The sequence below is a fragment of the Bradyrhizobium sp. CCGUVB14 genome, from assembly GCF_024199935.1.
Taxonomy (GTDB): Bacteria; Pseudomonadota; Alphaproteobacteria; order Rhizobiales; family Xanthobacteraceae; genus Bradyrhizobium.
This window is the reverse complement of sequence record NZ_JANADS010000001.1, coordinates 8,210,945-8,226,694: the sequence shown is the minus strand read 5'-3', so window position 1 is coordinate 8,226,694 and position 15,750 is coordinate 8,210,945. Positions and strand designations below refer to the sequence as shown.

At 64.3% G+C, this 15,750-nt stretch carries 15 protein-coding genes; 9 read left to right on the top strand and 6 right to left on the bottom strand.

The genetic code is table 11. From position 1 onward, the window contains the following. The first annotated feature begins 54 nt into the window (after window positions 1–54). From tilS to NLM32_RS38480, 3 genes are all read left to right on the top strand, one after another. Complete coding sequence (gene tilS / locus NLM32_RS38490) at window positions 55–1,140, top strand: tRNA lysidine(34) synthetase TilS (RefSeq protein ID WP_254133885.1); 1,086 nt, start codon at window positions 55–57, stop codon at window positions 1,138–1,140. 254 nt (window positions 1,141–1,394) lie between these two features. Further along, the gene (gene ftsH, locus NLM32_RS38485) at window positions 1,395–3,317 is read left to right on the top strand and encodes an ATP-dependent zinc metalloprotease FtsH (RefSeq protein ID WP_254133884.1); all 1,923 of its coding nucleotides are present in this window, start codon (window positions 1,395–1,397) and stop codon (window positions 3,315–3,317) included. Between the two features lie 12 nt (window positions 3,318–3,329). Next, a complete protein-coding gene (locus tag NLM32_RS38480) occupies window positions 3,330–3,749 on the top strand; it encodes a DUF3052 family protein (protein ID WP_254133883.1) in 420 nt (139 codons plus the stop codon). Window positions 3,750–3,858: 109 nt separating this feature from the next. Here NLM32_RS38480 and NLM32_RS38475 read toward each other — a convergent pair whose 3' ends face one another. Further along, window positions 3,859–4,725, bottom strand: a complete 867-nt coding sequence (locus NLM32_RS38475; RefSeq protein WP_254133882.1) for an alpha/beta fold hydrolase — start codon at window positions 4,723–4,725, stop codon at window positions 3,859–3,861. Window positions 4,726–4,885: 160 nt separating this feature from the next. Between NLM32_RS38475 and NLM32_RS38470 the strand changes: the two genes are divergently transcribed. Together NLM32_RS38470 and NLM32_RS38465 are read left to right on the top strand one after the other, a co-directional pair. Further along, complete coding sequence (locus NLM32_RS38470; RefSeq protein WP_254133881.1) at window positions 4,886–6,088, top strand: ABC transporter substrate-binding protein; 1,203 nt, start codon at window positions 4,886–4,888, stop codon at window positions 6,086–6,088. Between the two features lie 104 nt (window positions 6,089–6,192). Continuing rightward, window positions 6,193–6,390, top strand: coding sequence for a hypothetical protein (locus NLM32_RS38465; RefSeq protein WP_254133880.1), 198 nt, complete (start codon window positions 6,193–6,195; stop codon window positions 6,388–6,390). A 65-nt stretch (window positions 6,391–6,455) separates the two neighbouring features. On the opposite strand, the gene NLM32_RS38460 is transcribed toward NLM32_RS38465, so the two are convergent. From NLM32_RS38460 to NLM32_RS38445, 4 genes are all read right to left on the bottom strand, one after another. Further along, the gene (locus NLM32_RS38460) at window positions 6,456–6,785 is read right to left on the bottom strand and encodes a hypothetical protein (protein ID WP_254133879.1); all 330 of its coding nucleotides are present in this window, start codon (window positions 6,783–6,785) and stop codon (window positions 6,456–6,458) included. A gap of 216 nt (window positions 6,786–7,001) precedes the next feature. Next, on the bottom strand, window positions 7,002–7,418 hold the full coding sequence (locus NLM32_RS38455; RefSeq protein ID WP_254133878.1) for a hypothetical protein: 417 nt from the start codon (window positions 7,416–7,418) through the stop codon (window positions 7,002–7,004). 16 nt (window positions 7,419–7,434) lie between these two features. Further along, window positions 7,435–8,916: a hypothetical protein gene (locus NLM32_RS38450; protein WP_254133877.1), complete on the bottom strand. Its 1,482-nt coding sequence runs from the start codon at window positions 8,914–8,916 to the stop codon at window positions 7,435–7,437. Continuing rightward, a complete protein-coding gene (locus tag NLM32_RS38445) occupies window positions 8,913–10,403 on the bottom strand; it encodes a hypothetical protein (protein WP_254133876.1) in 1,491 nt (496 codons plus the stop codon). The genes NLM32_RS38450 and NLM32_RS38445 overlap by 4 nt, the downstream gene beginning before the upstream one ends. Window positions 10,404–10,695: 292 nt before the next feature. On the opposite strand from NLM32_RS38445, the gene NLM32_RS38440 reads away from it, so the two are divergent. The 3 genes from NLM32_RS38440 to NLM32_RS38430 all read left to right on the top strand — a co-directional run bounded on the left by NLM32_RS38440 (window position 10,696) and on the right by NLM32_RS38430 (window position 12,772). Beyond that, window positions 10,696–10,860 carry a Flp family type IVb pilin gene (locus NLM32_RS38440; protein WP_045002731.1) on the top strand — a complete coding sequence of 55 codons (165 nt, stop codon included), beginning with the start codon at window positions 10,696–10,698 and terminating at the stop codon, window positions 10,858–10,860. Between the two features lie 164 nt (window positions 10,861–11,024). Continuing rightward, a complete protein-coding gene (locus NLM32_RS38435; RefSeq protein ID WP_254133875.1) occupies window positions 11,025–12,278 on the top strand; it encodes a glycosyltransferase family 87 protein in 1,254 nt (417 codons plus the stop codon). A 197-nt stretch (window positions 12,279–12,475) separates the two neighbouring features. Beyond that, a complete protein-coding gene (locus NLM32_RS38430) occupies window positions 12,476–12,772 on the top strand; it encodes a hypothetical protein (protein WP_254133874.1) in 297 nt (98 codons plus the stop codon). Window positions 12,773–12,965: 193 nt separating this feature from the next. On the opposite strand, the gene NLM32_RS38425 is transcribed toward NLM32_RS38430, so the two are convergent. Then, window positions 12,966–14,564, bottom strand: a complete 1,599-nt coding sequence (locus NLM32_RS38425) for a glycosyltransferase 87 family protein (RefSeq protein WP_254133873.1) — start codon at window positions 14,562–14,564, stop codon at window positions 12,966–12,968. 465 nt (window positions 14,565–15,029) lie between these two features. Between NLM32_RS38425 and NLM32_RS38420 the strand changes: the two genes are divergently transcribed. Further along, the gene (locus tag NLM32_RS38420; protein ID WP_200469738.1) at window positions 15,030–15,710 is read left to right on the top strand and encodes a TetR/AcrR family transcriptional regulator; all 681 of its coding nucleotides are present in this window, start codon (window positions 15,030–15,032) and stop codon (window positions 15,708–15,710) included. Window positions 15,711–15,750 lie beyond the last annotated feature (40 nt).

Here is a 15,750-nt window from a genome sequence, read left to right as displayed (position 1 = left end):
ATGGCACTGCGCTAAGTTGCGCCCGCCATTCACTGGCGATTGCTGGGCCGCGTCATGTCCGACGACGACAATTCTCCGATTTCGGCACGCGAGGCGAAGCTGCTCTTCGCCGAGCTCAAGAGCGCGCCCGCGCTGGTGCTCGCGGTGTCCGGCGGGCCCGACTCGGTCGCGCTGATGTGGCTCGCGGCGCGCTGGCGGCGCAGCCTGGCGCGCGGCCCGGAGCTCATCGTCGTCACCGTCGATCATGGCCTGCGGGCGGAGGCGGCGCGCGAGGCGCGCGAGGTCAAGCGGCTCGCCACTGAACTCGGCTTGACACACCGGACCCTGCGCTGGCGCGGTGCAAAGCCGGCAACGGGATTGCCGGCCGCCGCGCGCGAAGCCCGCTATCGCCTGCTTGCGCAGGCCGCGCGCGCAGCCGGCGCGAGCCACGTGCTGACCGCGCATACCCGCGACGACCAGGCCGAGACCCTGTTGATGCGGCTGCTCCGCGGCAGCGGCATCGCAGGTCTGTCGGCGATGGCGCGACACGCGACGCGCGATGGCCTGGTGCTGGCGCGCCCGCTGCTCGATGTGCCGAAGTCGCAGCTCATCGCGACGCTGAAGCGGGCTGGAATCGGTTTCGCCGACGATCCCACCAACCGCGATGCGGCCTTCACGCGGCCCAGGCTTCGCGCGCTGCTGCCGCAGCTCGCAGCCGAGGGTGGCGATGCCCGCACGCTGGTTCGTCTTTCGGCGCGGCTCGCCCGGGCCAACGTGGCGGTCGAGGTGCTGACCGACGGCGCCGAGCGCTTCCTCCGTTTGCGGGATCGCGGCGATGCGCCGCAGCCGGACGTGCGCAGTTTCGAGGCCGCAGCCTTCGCCACCCTGCCCGAGGAAGTCCGGCTGCGGCTGCTGCTGCGGGCCATCGACGCGGTCGGGCACGAGGGGCCGGCGGAACTCGGCAAGGTCGAGACCCTGCTGGCTGCGATCGATCAGGCCATGCGCGACCAGGGCATCTCCGCCCGCTCCCGTGCGCCCGTAAATAGCCGTGCCATCCTGAAGCAGACCCTGGCGGGAGCCTTGATCAGCCTTGCCGGGGGGCGTATCCACATCGCGCCCGCGCCGGCCCGGCGGTCCAGGAATGGTCCCAAAGGCGGATGAGGGCGGACCATGACACCGGCCGTTTCGGCAACGCGCCGTCAGGACACCTTAACCAGGCAGGAAAAACGCCCGCTTTGATGCCATTATTTCAGCGGGAATCGCTCTAAGATGGGATAAATAGTCCCATCTCGTTCCCTTGGCAGCGACCGGGGCGGCACCTAAATTGTATGCGTCTAACGATGAGGATTCCTTGGGGATTTCCTCGTAAAGCCCAAGGATGAGGCCGCGATCCGCGCGACCACGAAGGAAGATCGATGAACGCCAATCTGCGCAATTTCGCCCTCTGGGTCATCATTGTTTTGCTGCTGTTGGCGTTGTTCACGCTCTTCCAGAATCCGGGCCAGCGGGCCTCCTCGCAGGACATCGCCTTCTCGCAGCTCCTGAGCGAAGTTGACCAGGGCCGCGTCCGTGACGTCGTGATCCAGGGTCCCGACATCCACGGCACCTTCACCAACGGCTCCAGCTTCCAGACCTATGCGCCGAACGACCCGACGCTGGTGAAGCGCCTGTACGACAGCAAGGTCCAGATCACCGCGAAGCCGCCCGGCGACAACGTGCCGTGGTTCGTCTCGCTGCTGGTCTCATGGCTGCCCTTCATCGCGCTGATCGGCGTCTGGATCTTCCTGTCGCGGCAGATGCAGGGCGGCGCCGGCAAGGCGATGGGTTTTGGCAAGTCGCGCGCGAAGATGCTCACGGAAGCGCACGGCCGCGTCACCTTCGAGGACGTCGCCGGCGTCGACGAAGCCAAGCAGGACCTGCAGGAGATCGTCGAATTCCTGCGCGACCCCGGCAAATTCCAGCGCCTCGGCGGCCGCATTCCGCGCGGCGTGCTGCTGGTCGGCCCTCCCGGCACCGGTAAGACCCTGATCGCGCGTGCGGTCGCGGGCGAAGCCAACGTGCCGTTCTTCACCATTTCGGGTTCTGACTTCGTCGAAATGTTCGTCGGCGTCGGCGCCTCCCGTGTGCGTGACATGTTCGAGCAGGCCAAGAAGAACGCGCCCTGCATCATCTTCATCGACGAAATCGATGCGGTCGGTCGTCACCGCGGCGCCGGTCTCGGCGGCGGCAACGACGAGCGCGAGCAGACGCTGAACCAGCTGCTGGTCGAGATGGACGGCTTCGAGGCGAACGAGGGCGTGATCCTGATCGCCGCGACCAACCGTCCCGACGTGCTCGACCCCGCGCTGCTGCGTCCGGGCCGCTTCGACCGCCAGGTCGTGGTGCCCAATCCCGACGTCGTCGGCCGCGAGCAGATCCTCAAGGTCCACGTCCGCAAGGTGCCGCTGGCCCCGGATATCAACCTCAAGACCATCGCGCGCGGCACGCCCGGTTTCTCCGGCGCCGACCTGATGAACCTCGTCAACGAAGCCGCCTTGACCGCCGCGCGCCGCAACAAGCGCATGGTTACCCAGGCCGAGTTCGAGGAAGCCAAGGACAAGGTGATGATGGGCGCCGAGCGCAAGTCGCTCGTCATGACCGAGGAAGAGAAGCTGCTGACGGCCTATCACGAGGGCGGCCACGCCATCGTCGGCCTCAACGTGCCCGCGACCGATCCGATCCACAAGGCGACCATCATTCCGCGCGGCCGTGCGCTCGGCATGGTCATGCAGCTCCCCGAGCGCGACAAGCTGTCGATGTCCCTGGAGCAGATGACCTCGCGCCTCGCCATCATGATGGGCGGCCGCGTCGCCGAAGAGCTGATCTTCGGCCGCGAGAAGGTGACGTCCGGTGCCGCCTCCGACATCGAGCAAGCCACCCGCCTTGCCCGGATGATGGTGACGCGCTGGGGCCTGTCGGAAGAGCTCGGCACCGTCTCCTACGGCGAGAACCAGGACGAGGTGTTCCTCGGCATGTCGGTCTCGCGGACGCAGAACGCCTCTGAGGCGACCGTGCAGAAGATCGACTCCGAGATCCGCCGCCTGGTCGAGGAAGGCTACAAGGAAGCGACCCGCATCCTCACCGAGAAGCACGCCGATCTCGAAGCGCTGGCCAAGGGCCTGCTCGAGTTCGAAACGCTCTCCGGTGACGAGATCGTCGACCTGCTCAAGGGCAAGAAGCCGAACCGCGAGTCCGTGCTCGAGCCGACCACGCCGCGTGCCTCCGCCGTGCCGCCGGCCGGCAAGTCGCGCCCGCGGCCCGATCCGGATCCCGGCCTGGAGCCGCAGCCGCAGGCGTAACGCCTACGCTTCATGGCCGGCGCTTCCGGCAAACCGATAGTGCAAAAGCTCGGCATCAAGCCGGGCTTTTGTATTTTTGTGGATGGCCTTGCGACCGCCTACCGCGATGTGGTCGGCGAACTCCCTGACGACGTGACCATCGCCAGGACCGCGAAGGCGCCGCTCGACATGGTGCATCTGTTCGCAGCCGACGCCAAAGGCCTCGCCGCAAAACTGCGCAGCTACCGCAAGGCGATCGCGCCGGATGGGATGATCTGGGCGTCGTGGCCGAAGAAAGCATCCGGCGTCGCGACCGACGTCACCGAAGCCCTGGTGCGCGAGACCGCGCTCGCGAACGGTCTCGTCGACATCAAGATCTGCGCCGTCGACGATGTCTGGTCCGGCTTGAAGCTCGTGATCCCCGTGAAGGACCGCGCGAAGCCCGCGAAATAGCACAGCTCCCGTAGGGTGGGCAAAGGCGCGCAAGCGCCGTGCCCACGACCTCTCGGCACGCATGATAGAGATCGTGGGCACGCTGTCGCTTTGCCCACCCTACGATATCTCACTTCGCCGCGGCGCCCGCCGTCTCTCCGCCGCGCCCCAGAAACCGCATCACGTCATCGGTGAACTGCCCGGGATCCTGCAGGAACGAGAAGTGGCTGACCTCCGGCTGGATCAGCAGGCCGGCGCCGGGAATATTCGCCGCCATGAATTCGGTGTTCTCGCGCTTGATCGCCTCGTCGTGGTCGCCGTCGACGATCCAGGTCGGCACCTTGATGCCTGCGAGATCGGAGGCCGTCCATTTCGGCTGGCTCTCCCACATCTTGGTAATCTCCGCGACGAAGCTCTTGTACTCGGTCGGCGTCGGCGAGAGGCGCTTGTACTCCTCGCCCGCCCGCGCGATGTAGGCGTTGAAGACGTCGCTCGACGCGATATCGGCAACGCCCGACGGATCCGAATTCGCTGCGAACGCAAACAGCCTGCTCACCCGCTCCGGCTGCTTCATCGCGATGTCGAGGCCGATGATCGCGCCGTCGCTCCAGCCGACGATCGCGGCCTTCCTGATCCCGAGATGATCGAGCAGGGCGACCACGTCCGAGGCCATCAGGTCGTAGCCATACGGCTCCTGATTTCGGTGGCTCCGCCCATGTCCACGACTGTCCATGACGATGACCTGATAATGCCGCTGCAGCGCGCGGACCTGATGGCCCCAGTAATTGGCATTGGCGAGGCCGCCATGCAGCAGAAGGACCGGCTCGCCGCGGCCGAAACGTGCGTACCAGATCTTGATGCCGTTGACGGGTGCGAAGCCGCTTTGCGTTGCCTTGGGCAAGGTCGGCGTCGGCGGCAGGTTCAGCCATCGCGGTGCTGCATGTGCCGTGCCGAGCGACATCGTGATGAGAAGTGCGGCGAAGAGATTGCGAAACATGGCACGTCTTCCTGCTGGGCGATCTGCAGCTCGCGCTTCGACCGCCTTACGGTCGCGGTGATCGCCGCCCGATAATGATTGGAGTTGGCCGCGATGTCATGGCATGCTTCCTTCAAATAAAGGTGCGGCGCGATCGCACCGGCAAATGGGAGGGGAGCCGATGCGCTTGACGGCGGCATTGGGCGCGTTATGCGCCGTTTCATTTGTAGCATTCAGCGCCTCCATCGCCGCCGAGATGCGCGGCATCACCGCCACCGAGATCAGGATCGGCCAGACCATGCCCTATAGCGGGCCGGTCTCCGCCTTCGGTGCGCTCGGCAAGGGCGAGGTCGGCTATTTCAAGATGCTCAACGACAAGGGCGGCATCAACGGCCGCAAGGTCAATCTGATCTCGCTCGACGACAGTTACGCGCCGCCGAAATCGGTCGAGCAAACGCGACGGCTGGTGGAGAGCGACGAGGTCGCGCTGATCTTCTCCTCGATCGGCACCGCGCATAACACGGCGATCGCGAAATATCTCCAGAGCAAGAACGTGCCGCAGCTCTTCATCGGCTCCGGCGCCTCCAAATTCGCCGACATCGCGCAATATCCGCAGGCGACGATGGGCGTGCAGGCGCCGTTCCGCTATGAGGCGCGGCTCTATGCGCGCTATGCGCTCGCCAGGAATCCGAACGCGAAATTCGCCGTGATCTCGCAGAACGACGATTACGGCCGCGACTATCTCGCCGGCCTCAAGGACGTGCTGGCCGAGAAATACGATGCCGTGGTCACCAATGCCACCTACGAGATCCAGGACCCGACCATCGATTCCCAGATCGTGAAATTGAAGGCCTCGGGCGCCGACGTGTTCGTGATCGCGGCGACACCGAAATTTGCAGCGCAGGCGATCCGAAAATCCTTCGAGATCGGCTGGCGGCCGATGACCTTCCTGTCCAACGTCGCGGTGTGGATCTCGACCGTGATGGAGCCCGCCGGCGTGGAAGCCGGCACCGGCATTCTCTCAACCGCTTATGTGAAGGACCCCGACGATCCCGCCTGGAAGGACGATCCCGGCGTGAAGGCCTGGCGCGAGTTCATGACGAAATATGTGCCGGAGGCCGACCAGCACGACACCAATTACGTCAACTCCTACAACAGCGCGATGGCGCTGGAGGCAGTGCTGAAGGCCTGCGGCGACGATCTATCGACCGAGAACATCCTGAAGCAGGCCTACGCGATCCACGATCTCGAACTGCCGATGCTGCTGCCCGGCATCAGGATCAACACCAGCGCGGCCGACCATGTCCCCGTCGACCAGATGCAGTTCATGCGCTTCAACGGCAAGACCTGGGAGCGCTTTGGCGAGCTGCAGACGGGAAATTGAGGGCGCCGCTTTTGCTGTTGTAGCCCGGATTTCGCTCCGCGCCATCCGGCCCGGGCCCGCCAGATCACGAAGAGGGCATCACGGCGGGGCCAAAATGCCTCTTGTTGACCATGATTTCGGGCGTACATTCGCCCATTCTGGGCAATGGCAGGGCAGTTGCAATGGCGGCTCAGTCTCACAAGACCGCAGAAGAGCAGTATGAGGAGCAGGTTCGCATCCTCATCCGCATCGTCTCAGCCTCCACTTTGGGGCTTCTCGCTTTCGCTGTGGGCCTGCTGATCGGGACCTTTCTGTTTTCGTAATCGAAGACGAATGGCATCAACAACGCTCGGCATGGATCCTATCCGCGGTGACCTGGCCCATCGCCTCAGGAGGCGAGACGAAGCCAGACGTCCTTGCTCGCCAGCGTGCCGTCCGGCGTGGCGATCTCCAGGTCCACGACATGCAGGGAGCCGGGCTGGTCGCCGTAGATATATTTCAGGTGCCATATCAGCCCCAGGTCGGGCGTGATGACGAAGTCATCCAATCCATCGGTGATCGCCCGAACGGCCTCACGGTGCGTCAGGGGCGCCGAAAACATCGCGTCGATCAGATTGGCCAGGCTCATGCCTTCGACCAGCATCATTCGGGCGATGTCGTCACCGTGGACGTGACGGAGCGCTGATATGATGACAGCGATGGCGTCCGGGTTCTTCATGACACGGTCTGCTTCGAGGCCCTTTTCGCCGCCCCGATCCGGCTGCATTGAACTGCGTCAGGAACGAAGAGACAAGACTGCTTGCCAGGTCTCGCGACGTGCCGGCGAGCCCCACAGAACGAATTGTAGACCGGGAATTGAGGGCCTGTCCCTGTAACCCGGATGGAGTGCAGCGCTCGATCCTGGCGGAAGTATCAATCTTTGAGGTCCTGCCCACTAAGCGTTGGCGAACGATGGACGATGTGCGATCCAATAGTCGATCTGCCAATTTTCGTAGCCGAGCAATTCGCCAAAGCGCCGTTCGCGCGCATCGGACCATGCTCCGGGTTCGTCGAGTAGCATCAGCATCGCATCAATCCGCCACTCGTGGCCCGGCAAGACGTACAACAACCTGCGATGCGCGAGTCGCGGAACGTCAGGACACGCTTCAATCAGTTCGTGCTTTATCAGGCGGCCGACCGCAACATGCCTGTCGAACATCCGCCAATACCGAATACAAATCTCTGGCTCGCGGCCAACGAAATCCCCGAAATAGGCGAGGGGCTTGGTACCCCTCAGCATCAGGCCAAGTTCTCTATTGGTATGAACCAAATAGGGTAGTTGGCGAAGCCATTCGGATTGCGTGTTGGGCATGTTGATTGCGCCGTCCTCACTTCGTGGGCGTCGCAGCCGCCCCGTCCGCATCGTTCCGCACATGCACCACCGCGATCTCATCACCATAGGCCCGCTTCCAGCCCTTGATGTGATCCAGCATCTGGGCCGCCGGTGAATCCGGCGTCAGCAGCGTCGCGTCGATCCTGTTGTCGTCGAGCATGCGCAGGAGGCCGGAGACGTCGCGCCCGTCTTCGGCGGCAAAATAGTCCATCAGGAATTTTTCGCCGTAGAGCTCCGATCGTCCGTCGACGAAAGGCCTGAGGTCGCGGACGATCAGGTAGCCGCCGAAACCATACGAGTTGAAGATGCGCGCGGCCTTGCGATCGATCAGCACATCGACGGCCGCGACCGGCGTCTGTGCCGTGGAGAATTCGAAGGTGTGACGGCCTGCAAAGGTCGCGGTTATGCTTGCGGTCGCGAGCACGATGGCCACCGCGGCCAGCGCCGCCGGGGCGCCGGGGACCATCCGCAGGCTGCGCGGTGCATCAGGGACAGCTCTGAACCAGCCGCCGAGCGGCTGCGCCAGCACCAGGGACACCAGCACGCCAAAGGTCTCGATGCTGCGGACATGCGCCAGCGCCATCCAGGTGGTGCCGAGGATCAGCAGCACGCGCGGCGGCGACAGCGCCAGCCCGCGCGTGAGCGCGAGACCGAGCAGGCCGAGCAGCGCGCCTGCGAACGGGCTGAAGGAGCTGAAATCGGCCGGGCGCCATTCGGCGATGACGGAGAAGGACTTTCCGAGGCTGAGAATGCGCGCCGCACCGAGCAGCGTGTCCAGGCCATAGGGCGTGCAGCAGCTCGCCGCCAGCGCGCCGAACCCGAACGCGGCCCACCACATTGCGAGCGCCAGCCGGCGCGACGGCGCCGCGCGCCAGAGCGCTTCGAGCCCGATTGCGCCGGTCAAGGCGAGGCCGAGTACGAAGCCGCCGTGAAGATTAGCCCATAGCATCATCAATGGCAGCAGCAGGAAGGACGGCGCGCGGCCGCGGTCGGCCGCCGCCATCAGGCCTCCGGCCCAGGCAACCATGACCGGCAATGCCAGCACATGCGGGCGGGCCAGCAGATGCGGCGCGGCCAGCGTCATCGCCAGCAGGCAGAACACCAGCGCATAAGGCAGGTCGAGATGCCGTTGCAGGAAGGTCAGCAGCAATGCCATTGCCAGCGCGATCGCGGCCGCGGTCAGCACGACGGGCCCGGCCCATCCCCAATGGGCATGGGCGGTCGCGAACAGGACCTGCGACAGCCAGGAGGTCGAGAGCCAGACATCGCCCTGGTGCGTCAGCGAATAGAAGTCGGTCCAGGGCACGGCGCGATGATCGAGGATCCACGCGCCGACCTTGATCTGCCAGAGCGTGTCCGGATCGTGCAGCAGGCTGTCGCCGCTCACCAGCAACAGCAGGAAGGTCGCGGCCGCGATGCACAGCGGCGCCAGATTGCGCTGGGCGCGCGCGATCGGAACGCTGGCCGCGATGCTCATGGCTTGGCCGGCACGGCCGCATCGGGCGCGCCATCCCGCACATGGATCACGGCGATTTTGTCGGCATAGAGCCGCTTCCAGCCCTTGATATGATCGAGCACCTGCGCGGCCGGCATGTCGGCGCCCATCAGCGTGGCGTCGATCTTGTACTCTTCCAGCAGCCGCGTCAGGTTATCGAGCTTCTTGACCTCGACCGCCTTGAAGAAGTCCATCACGAACTTCTCGCCATAGAGCTCGGCGCGGCCGTCGACGAAGACCGGGATGTCGCGCGAGATCAGATAGCCGCCGAACTGGTAGGCGTTGAAGATGCGCTGCGCCTTGCGTTGTTGCAGCAGGTCGACGGCGGCGACCGGCGTCTGGTCCATCGTGAAGGTGAAGCGGTGATGCGACATGTAGATCGAGGTCGTGGTCCAGGCCGCGGCCGCGATCATCAGCGCGCCGGTGATGGTGACGTAGCGCGCGGCCCAGCTCTCGCCGGCTTGCGCGTCAGCTTGCGGCAGCGGCGATGTCTCGCCGAGCGGCTTGGCCAGCACCAGCGGCACCAGGAAGGCAAAGGCCTCGATGCTTCTGACATGGGTGAGGCCCATCCAGGTGAACAGCAGGATCAGCAGGATGCGCGGCGGCGACAGCGTCATGCCACGGAACAGGCCGATCGCGATCAGGCCGAGGATCGCGGCTTCGAAGGCGGAGAACGAGGCGAAATTCGCCGGCATCCATTCCGAGATGACCGACAGCAGCTCGCCGAGATTGAGGATGTTGGTCGCGCCCAGCAGCGTGCGCCAGCCATAGGGTGTGACGCAGGCGGCCGCCATCGCGGCGACGCCGAACAGGAACCAGCGTGCGAGCAGCCGGACCTGCTTGCCGGAATCGAGTGTCCAGATCGCCTCGATCGCCATCGGGCCGATCAACGCGAGGCCGAGCACGAAGCCGCCATGCAGGTTCGCCCACAGCGACATCAGCGGCAGCCAGACCCAGGACGGCGTGACCTTGCGGTCGGCCGCATTCATGAGAATGCCGACCCACGCGATCATCACCGGCAGGGCCAGCATGTGCGGCCGCGCCAGAATATGGTGCAGCGACAGCAGCACGGCCAGCATCGCGAACAGGACCGCGCGCGGAATTTCGAGATGCGCCTCGAGCAGGTAGACGAAAACGGCAGCCGATGCCGCGATCGCGAGCGCGGTGAGGATCACGGGCCCGGCCCAGTCCCATTGTGTGTAGGAGATGGCGAACAGGATCTGCGACAGCCAGGATGTGGAGATCCAGGGCTCGCCGGGGCGCGTGAACGAATAGAAGTCGGTGTAGGGCAGGGCGTGGTGATCGAGGATCCACTGCCCGATCTTGATCTGCCAGAACGAGTCGGAGTCCTGAAGCAGGGTGTCGCCGATATAGAGGAAGAACAGGTAGGCGCCCGCGCCGACGCATAGCGGTACCAGCGCGCGCGCGCGGCTCTGCACTGCAATGCTGTTGGTGAAGGATAGGGACATGCCGCCTCGTCTTGTTCTTGGTCCTGTTGGCCGAGCGGGCGGCATTTGACCATGGCGATCATAACTTCCCGTAAATCGGCGGAGCTACCTCGCTTCATGACGGTGCAATTTAACCGATTGTTTTAGATTTCGGTTTACCATCGGCGAATACATACAAACGGTTCCGCATTTACGCAGTCGAATTAACTGCGGCGCAAGTCTTTGCCCTTACGTTGAGTTCCATGGTCGGGCGGCGCTGGGAAGCCGAAAAGACCAGACCAGTTGAAGCCACGTGTATCCTTTGGAGCAGTCTATGAAGAACCTCGTTTCGCGTTTCGTGAAGGACGAATCCGGCGCCACCGCCATCGAATACGGCCTGATCGCCGCCGGCATCGCGCTGGCGATCATCACCGTCGTCAACAACCTCGGCACCACGCTGAACGCCAAGTTCGGCTCGATCTCGTCCAGCCTCAAGTAAGCTAGACGATCAACGGAATAGCGAAGAGCCCCGTCATCGACGGGGCTCTTTTGCTTTGCCCGGAGCATCGGGGCATTCGACGATCACGCTTAAGCCTCCTTCAAGTCCCTCGGGTGTATGGCTTGGACGCATCCGCGTCACCGTATTGCGTTAAAGGAAGCCGCATGGCCGAAGCTTCGTCCGCCCCGCCTGCCGTTGCGCGTCACGGCACGCTCCCTGCGACGCTCCTCAACATCTCCTTCGTGCTGGCGATCGTCACGCTGGCGTATTTCCCGACGGCCTATCTCACGCATGTGTGGATCTTCGGCGCGGACGGACGCGGCATCCCGACGGACTTCGTCAATGTCTGGGCGGCCGGAAAACTGGCGCTGGAGGGCCACCCCGCGCTGGCCTGGGATTGGGACATCCAGAAGCAGGTCGAGCTTGCTCTGCTCAAGCAGGATTTCGTCGGCCATTTCGCCTGGCACTATCCGCCGCCCTTCCTGTTCGTCGCATCTTTTCTCGCGCAGTTTCCCTATGCGGTGGCTTTCATCGGCTGGGCCGCGTTCAGCCTGGTGCCTTATCTCGCCGTGATGCGCGCGATCATCGGGCGCAATGCGGGCCTGGTGCTTGCGATTGGATTTCCCGCCACCTTCATCAACATCCTGGTCGGGCAGAACGGTTTTCTCACCGCCTCCCTGATCGGCGGCATGCTCTATCTGCTGCCGACGCGACCGGTGCTGGCTGGAATCTGCCTCGGCCTTCTGAGCTACAAGCCCCAATACGGACTGCTGTTTCCGCTGGTGCTGATCGCCGCCGCCGAATGGACGGTGCTTTTCACCGCCGCCATCGTCACCGTGACGATCGCAGGGGCGTCCTGGCTCGCATTCGGGACCGAAAGCTGGCAGGCCTTCTTCCACTGGATTCCGATGTTCTCGCAGGCCTTCCTGACCGAAGGCAGGGCCCCCTGGTTCAAGATGCAGAGCATCTTCGCGTTCGTGCGCTATGTCGGCGGCACCGAGCAGCTCGGATGGATCTTCCAGTGGGTGTTGACGGCAGCAATTGCCGTCGTGCTGGTCGTGATGTGGCGGAGCAGAGTGCCTTACGCGCTGAAGGCGGCGATGCTCGCGGCGGCAACGCTGCTCACGACGCCCTATCTCTTCATGTATGACCTGGTCGTGCTGGGCATCGCGGTGGCCTTTCTCATCCGCGCCGGCCTCGAGGAAGGTTTCGCGCGCCACGAGGTGATGGCCCTGGCGCTCGTCTTCGCGCTGCTCGCGACCTTCCTGTTTCTCGGTCAGCCCGTGGGCTTCCCGGCGATCCTCATCGTCTTCGGACTGATCCTCGGCCGCTGCGCAGCCTGGCGGGCTGCCGAAGCGGCATCGATGCAGCTCGCGGCAGGGACTTATATACCTGATACCACACGATCCGAAATCTAGGCCGCGTACTCATAAACCGTCGGCAATGTCCGCTGTCCTCCGATCCCGACCGGCCCTTTTGCAACTGCAGCGAATGTCGCGATTGGCCAGAAGCAGACATCTAAAGTTGAGATGTCGAGCGCAGGCCCATGTAAGGGCGTCCATGATACATTCAGACCGCTCGTGACTCTTGCGAGTTTCGTCGATTGGCGGGTTTGATGAATTATGCACAAAGAGTGATCCTCTATGCACCACCTTGGGATTCGCCGAAGCTTGAAGCATTCGTTGAGCAATGCATCCAAGACAAGGTTGTCTTGATTTGCGTTATCGGCCCCGACTGCCGCAGAGTGGAGGACGTTATTGATGAGCTGGTTGTCGGTGGTGGCGATGATCCTGGCCGATTCATAAACACGACCTCGCACCCAAACGAGTCGATCGAAGATGTGCGATGTCTTGCGGAGGCTTGGTTTTTGGACGTCGATACAACTCTGCCAGTACAGCTGGTCACGCTTTAACGACATCGGCAACGGATATCGGGCTGCTTTGGGTCATTTTCGACGGTTTCACCGGGGATTGTCGGCAGGTCGATGTCCGCTCCTGCCCGTAAGCGCCGAACCGGGGCCGTGGGTAACCGTATCGTGGGTAAGGCCCGCGATATCTGAAATGATCTTCCGCGAGCAGCTTCCGATCGGGGCCGATCGTACGACGCTAATGCGAAGCCCGCTCAATCAGCGGGCAGCTTTCGAGCATCGTGCCGGGGCGGGCGCCCTCGATGGCGACACAGGGCCGGGTGGGATCGATGGCAAGCGCGTAGCGATCCAGCAGCGCGCTGCGGTCCGGCTCGCCGCGCATGTGCAATTCGCGGAGACCGCCGGGCAACGGCGCCTTCAATCCGGCGCGGATGCGCTGGTCGAAGATGCCGCCGGGAACGATGGGCACACCGATATCGGCGAGCAGGTAGAAGCGCGACTGCGGCGGAAGCTGCGGCGCGATATAGGCGAGCGGCTTGCCGAGGATGAAGTAGGTCGCGGGCCGATCGAGCGCGTCGGCGATCTTCGGCCGGTAGACGTCTGACCAGGGGCGGTGCCACCAGTCCGCCGGCTGCGACCACAATGCGATCCCGGCTGCAACCGTCACCATCAGCGCGTTCGGCGGAACGGGGAACGCCGTGCGCAATGTCGGCCCCGCGCTCGCAGCGAGGCGCGCGATCAGCACAACGATCATCGGGCCGCACAACAGTTCCAGAACCACCGCATAGCGCTGGATCGAGAACAGGCCGAGCCACGCCAGGTACGAGACTGCGAACAGCACCACCAACTGCACGTCACGTCGCGTGAGGATCGCGCTGGCGCGCGTCATGCGCACAACGAGGCCGAGCACGAGCAGGATCGTCACGACCGCGAAACGCGCGTCGCGGAACGGATGCTCCGCGCCTCGGTGGTCGCCCATCAGCCAATAGAACGGATAGGCCAGCGCGTCGGGCACGCTGTGCGGCATGAACTGCGCATCCATCAGATTGACGGAAGCCACCTCGCCCGACTGGAAGACGGCATTGAACAGCGGGAAGATCGGATTGCCGGTGTCGCGCCAGGCGATCAGGCACCATTCGCCGCCGGTGAGTGCCGCGCCGACGATCCCGCCGAGTCCCAGCAGGACAGCCGCGCGAAGCGGCCGCGCGGCGGCGAGCAGTGCTGCGATTGCGCCTATCGCGTAGACCACATTGGTCAGCTTCAACCCGACCGCGGCGCCGATCAGGAGCCCGGCGAGCAGATAGCGGGTTACGGGCCGGTGATCCGCAACCAGGATCAGCAGGAAGCCGCCGACCACGGGCAATGCCAGCAGCACGTCGGAAAAGCTCGTGCCCACTTCCGAGAGCGTCATCGGACCTGTGGCCGCGATGACGACCGCCGCCGCGATCGCCGCGAAGGTCGCGGCTTGTCCCAGGACCAGACGTGCAAACAGGCAGATCAGCGCGAGGTTGAGGCCGTGAATTGCGCCGATGATCATCAGCCCATGCGGCGACGGCAGATAGTGGCGGAGGTAATAGACCGGAAAATAGACGATCGGATTGAAGTAGGTTTGAAACCCCGGCGGGACCGCATCGACGCCATAGCGGCCGTTGAGCACGGCCCAGACATTGTATTCGTGGTAGTTCTGCCAATCCCAGTTGACGTCCTGGCCCATCGCGAAGGTGTAGAGCGCGCCGGCCAGCATCGAGCAGACGACGATGGCGATGGGTGCAAGCGCTCGTCCGCGCAGGTTCGTGATCCCTGATCGCCGCAGGCCTCCGGCCGCCGGCACGGACATGGCCTCTCGCAAGTCAGCGGCGGTTGTCGTGCGTTGCAGCATCAAAGCGCCGGCTGATGGGCGCAGCCTTTTTCGAAAACGGGGCGCGACGCAGAAGATACGCTGGTGGAACGCATTGCCGAATTCCGATTGATACACGTAGGACTATGGCCGGCCAGTTAAGGTTGCATGAATCCGTGCGGGGATTTTGCTGCCTTGCGCGCAAAGGTCGCGTACGGTCGAGCAATGGTGCTGCCATCCGGCAGACGCAGCAGAATGCCGCCGCCGTCGCCCGAAACATTCGAGATTCGGATATGCCGAATCGCAGCCTAAGCGGGTGGAGCGATGAAAACCGGCATCACGCATTTGCTTCTTGTCATCCCCCCTGAATAGTTGTTCAGTCTTTGCGGGGCGATTTGCATCTAGTGCAGTGACGAAGCGTTCGGCCGCGGGCGTGCGGCAGGCGTGTGGGACAGGAAGCGCGCCATGGTTTATCGGCGAACGCATCAAGTGGTTAAGCGCCTTGCGGCTCGGCGCAGCGCCATCCTGGCGGCGGCAAGGGAAGCCGCAGCCGAAGGCGGCATGGCGGCGGTGCAGATCGCACCGGTCGCGGTCCGGGCCAACGTGGCGGCCGGCACCGTCTATCGCTACTTCCCCTCCAAGGCCGAGCTGATCTCCGAATTGATCTCCGAGGTCTCCCGCGACGAGCTCGCGGCGATCCGGCGCGCGGCCGATGCCGCGCCTGGCCCGTCGTCTGCGCTGGCGGCGGCCGTGACCACGGTGGCCGTCCATACGCTGTCGCAGCGCCGGCTGGCCTGGGGCATTTTGGCCGAGCCTGTCGATGTCGATGTCAGCGCCTCGCGCCTTGCCAGCCGTCGCGAGATTGCCGGCGAGATCGCCGCCCGGATCGACGCCGCCGTACGCGCCGGCCATCTGCCGGCGCAGGACACCGCGTTGGCCGCGACCGCGCTGCTGGGTGCGCTGCACGAAGCGCTGGTCGGTCCGCTCGCACCCGACAATCTCGAAGATCCCGTGAAGATGCGCGACGCTGTTCAGACCGTGACGCTGCTCGCGCTGCGCGCCGTCGGCGTCATGGACGCCCGCGCCCGCGGTCTGGTGGTGCAGCAGACGCTGCTGCCGACGACCAAGGCGCTGGTCGGGGCCTGACGCGATGGCGGCCTCGAGCTGATCGCGCTCAGGCCGTTGC